This window comes from Bacillota bacterium (assembly GCA_013314855.1).
GTDB lineage: Bacteria > Bacillota > Clostridia > Acetivibrionales > DUMC01 > Ch48.
In genome coordinates, this window is record JABUEW010000218.1 from 1 (window position 1) to 3,658 (window position 3,658).

Consider the following 3,658-nt stretch of genomic DNA (forward strand, 5'->3'; position numbering starts at 1 on the left):
CAAAATACCAAAATCATAACCCTTCCAGCTTCTGCGATACTTAATTCCAAACTCATTTTCTTCCCAGGATGTCAGGTAGAGCATAAGCAGCGTAAGTTCCTTCAATTTGTTATGCAGTTCCCCACTAGCCAAAACAATACCCCCTTAAGTTTTAAAACACTTTAACCTTATTCATATTTTAACATTTAATCAAACTTGTATCCATATTTTTGTTCAAATGTTTGTATATTAGCATAATGTCTGATAAAATGGTTATGCTGCAAGCAAATAAAGTGGGGTGTTTTTTATGAATAACACAATAACCGGAACACACATATATAAAACGACAGGAATTTGTCCAATTTATCTGGATGCATATATTAATCCTGAAAGGTACTCTCCTGTGATTGTATACATCCATGGAGGAGCTCTCATCTGGGGAAGCAGGAAAAGTATCAACCAGACCCAATTATCCTTATACCTTGAAGCCGGTTTTTCAGTTGTCAGCATAGACTACCGGCTTGCACCTGAAACAAGACTCCCTGAAATAGTACAGGATATAAAAGATGCACTATCCTGGGTAAAAACAGATCTTTGCTCGATTTATGGTGTATGCACAGACAAGCTTGCTGTAATTGGGCATTCTGCAGGTGGGTACCTTGCTCTGCTGTCAGGCACTTTTGATGCCATTAAACCCGATGCGATAGTCTCGTTTTATGGGTATGGCGACATAACAGGTAAATGGTATTCAGAACCTAGCAGTTTTTACTGCACAATGCCTATCGTAAGCGAAGAACAAGCTTTATCATGTGTTGGCAACCATGCCGTATCGGAAGGTTCAAAAGACCGTTTTCAATATTACCTACTTTAGATATACTGAGATATCGTTAGAAAAAAAGCCTTTCAGTCTGTCTACTTTTCCAGGGACAGTCCATTTGTACAAGAATCTATAAATCAAGATATAATCTTATCGCTCCTTTTACCTTATCCCTTAATTCCTTATCATCTACAGTTCCACACTGCTCCCCAAGTCTCTGAATGGAAATTGACCTTATTTGATGAGCCATAGCTATCGAGTCTTTTGATAGTCCTGTTGATTCCTGGGGCAAATACACTTCTGTTGGATAAACCTGTCTTCCGGGTTTTGCAGATGTAAGAGAAAGTACTGTTACAACAGGCAGTGCAGAGTTTACTGCCTCGGATGAAATGACTAATACTGGCCGCTTGCCGGACTGCTCAGAACCTTTAGCTGGATTTAAATCGGCCCAAAATATATTCCACTGGTAATTCACCACTTATCATCTCCTTTGTCCGGCTCATTGTCTACGGCTTCAAAATCATTCATACTTTCTTCAAGGTCTTTCATAAATAAAGGATCCCTTGCCGCTTCCTTCATCTTCTTATGAAGTATTTCCTTTTCAATTTTGCTAGAATACTCTACAAGTGCTTCTCTTACACCTGCACTTATTGAATTTATATATTTTTCTTCTGCATACTTCCGATACTTTTCTATTAGATATACAGGCAGGGTAAACGTGACATTTCTAGTATTTTCAGTTTTTTTACTCACACTATCACCTCTAATAATATATTGTATAATATTATTGTAAATTATTTAATAATAATATGCAATATATTTCTGAGGTTAGAATTTGAGTTCCGCTTCATTGTTAGCAGTCACTCTCTTTGGTACTGTAAGCCATATCTGAATCACCCTTTTTTGATATTCCTTACAGTAAGAAGAGTAATTTGTAATAACATTTTTTGCAGCTTCATCACTTAATCCAAGAAGAGCTGCCTGTATGGCTTCCTGATGCCATACTCCTGTTCTCTTAATCAACCTGGACCTATAGGTATCAATTGCAACCTCCAACTCAGGTTTTCCTGCTCCATAAAGTCGGTATGGAAAAACTGCATACAACTCAGGATTTTCAATATTCATAGATTTTTTATCAATCAGTTCCTGTGCACTAGCCAATATCTTCTTTCCATCAGTTTTCTTTACTGGTATTGACGGTAATTCTGAAAAGAGTTTTCTCCAATTTTCCACCTGTTCATTGCTTAACAATTCCTCCGGAAGATCCAATAGTTTGTCTAAAATATACCTAAGCCCTGCAATTTCAGGCAAAGGGTTTACAACATAATGCCATGTCTCAAGGGATGATGCAGGCTTAAAAATGATTTTGCCATCTTCGCCCCCTGAATATACGTACCCCAAAAGGTAAGAGTCTCAGGGAAAAAGGCGCCATCATGTTCATAATATATTTTTGTCCTTTTTTTTAGCTAGAGTCAGGACATCCATGTACATCTTGAATAAAGGTTTCATAAACTCATAATCTCCTGAGGCCAGCATAGGCCAATATATCAAGCGTGTATTCTGAAACCAGTATGGTCCGCCCCATCTCCGATAATCTGCATTATACGTTTCGCCTGTATTTTCCTCAAAAGTGTCCATAGTGAAAATAGAACCATTAAACTTTATAGGATAGCTTCCTCACCCTCCACAAGCATTCATGAAACGCTGTAGTATGTATCCCCTGGTTATTTCTTCTGTATTGATGCCATCATTTATGAATATGTAACTTCTTTCCCAGAAATTTGACCACCAATTTTTGTGTACCTCCCATGCTTTTATTAGGTTAATGGATTCTACTTTGTCAATGACTTTCTCAAGACATTCCAGCCATTCACCAGAAGACATTTTTCCAGAAGACATTTTTTGTGATGTAAAAGGATAAATTGATAGGCAGTATTGTTTTTCCGATGTGAGAGATTTAAGCGTATAGGGGTTTATGTTCTCCAAACCGTTACATTTTACCGTTACATTTTATAATACCTCCAAAGGTTCTATTCAAAAGCGGATCATCAAGTTCCTCTATTAAGCTTTCTAGCCCTTGAAGTTTTAAAGTATCAGACCATATTGAACTCTTATTTCTATGGTACCATATTATCCTGTTTTTCTCCCCATCCTGTATGGTATCAGGGTATTCAATTATTGGTTCAGGGCTTCCACCAAGTCCATATGCGCCATGCTCCAGCTCATAACCCCGAAGTACTCTTTCTCTGTTGCGCCATACTTCCAGAATAACCTTTAAATTAAATGTCTCCTCGCTTTCTGCTTCAAGCCTTACTACCGGATTGTTTGCATCTACCCAGATTTTTATTCTTATTTCAGGTTTTCCCGCAGAAATATATATTGCTCCATCTTCCAGTTTCAAAACCTGCTTGAAAGTGAATCCCTCTCTAAATGGGTTTGGGGATATATGCACTCTTATCCTTCCAAGATTTAAAAGCCTCATGTTTTCATCCTTACCATGTCTATTCTGGGTATGATGCCTAATTATATCAAGTGCTAAAGAGTACTTAAATACTGAATTTTAGGCTTACTCGACATAACTTATGTTATATCGAATTATGCTCAATTATGACCGCGTTGGTGTACGGTTGGTGTACGCCTATGACCTCATCTTATTGAGAATAAGGCTATCAGCTGTATCTCAATGGTGTATTTAAACTACACCACGACACCACTTTTAACATAGTCTGCTGCCATGTATGCACGGTTATCAAATTCTTCCTGAGTCATGCCTATTGCTTCAATAGGCTGAAACACTTCGGAAATAGCATCTGATAACACATCAATTCTCTGCCAGTAATCCATATCCTTAAAGCTCTCTGA

8 protein-coding genes are annotated in these 3,658 nt (G+C 37.8%); 1 reads left to right on the forward strand and 7 read right to left on the reverse strand.

Annotated features, from left to right (window positions below; genetic code table 11):
• Window positions 1–132 (reverse strand): transposase (locus HPY74_20275; GenBank protein NSW92944.1); only part of this gene is annotated, 132 nt, incomplete at its 3' end.
• 154 nt (window positions 133–286) lie between these two features.
• Between HPY74_20275 and HPY74_20280 the strand changes: the two genes are divergently transcribed.
• Window positions 287–850 (forward strand): alpha/beta hydrolase, encoded by a 564-nt coding sequence (locus HPY74_20280; GenBank protein ID NSW92945.1) that lies wholly within the window; start codon window positions 287–289, stop codon window positions 848–850.
• 76 nt (window positions 851–926) lie between these two features.
• Here HPY74_20280 and HPY74_20285 read toward each other — a convergent pair whose 3' ends face one another.
• The 6 genes from HPY74_20285 to HPY74_20310 all read right to left on the reverse strand — a co-directional run bounded on the left by HPY74_20285 (window position 927) and on the right by HPY74_20310 (window position 3,640).
• The gene (locus HPY74_20285; protein ID NSW92946.1) at window positions 927–1,271 is read right to left on the reverse strand and encodes a type II toxin-antitoxin system PemK/MazF family toxin; all 345 of its coding nucleotides are present in this window, start codon (window positions 1,269–1,271) and stop codon (window positions 927–929) included.
• Window positions 1,268–1,549: a hypothetical protein gene (locus HPY74_20290; GenBank protein ID NSW92947.1), complete on the reverse strand. Its 282-nt coding sequence runs from the start codon at window positions 1,547–1,549 to the stop codon at window positions 1,268–1,270. Before HPY74_20290 ends, HPY74_20285 begins: the two co-directional genes overlap by 4 nt.
• Before the next feature lie 75 nt (window positions 1,550–1,624).
• Complete coding sequence (locus HPY74_20295; GenBank protein NSW92948.1) at window positions 1,625–2,197, reverse strand: hypothetical protein; 573 nt, start codon at window positions 2,195–2,197, stop codon at window positions 1,625–1,627.
• 276 nt (window positions 2,198–2,473) lie between these two features.
• Complete coding sequence (locus HPY74_20300; GenBank protein ID NSW92949.1) at window positions 2,474–2,782, reverse strand: hypothetical protein; 309 nt, start codon at window positions 2,780–2,782, stop codon at window positions 2,474–2,476.
• Between the two features lie 4 nt (window positions 2,783–2,786).
• Entirely contained in the window at window positions 2,787–3,278 is a 492-nt protein-coding gene (locus HPY74_20305; GenBank protein ID NSW92950.1) for a hypothetical protein, read from the reverse strand.
• A gap of 215 nt (window positions 3,279–3,493) precedes the next feature.
• Window positions 3,494–3,640 (reverse strand): hypothetical protein, encoded by a 147-nt coding sequence (locus HPY74_20310; protein NSW92951.1) that lies wholly within the window; start codon window positions 3,638–3,640, stop codon window positions 3,494–3,496.
• Window positions 3,641–3,658 lie beyond the last annotated feature (18 nt).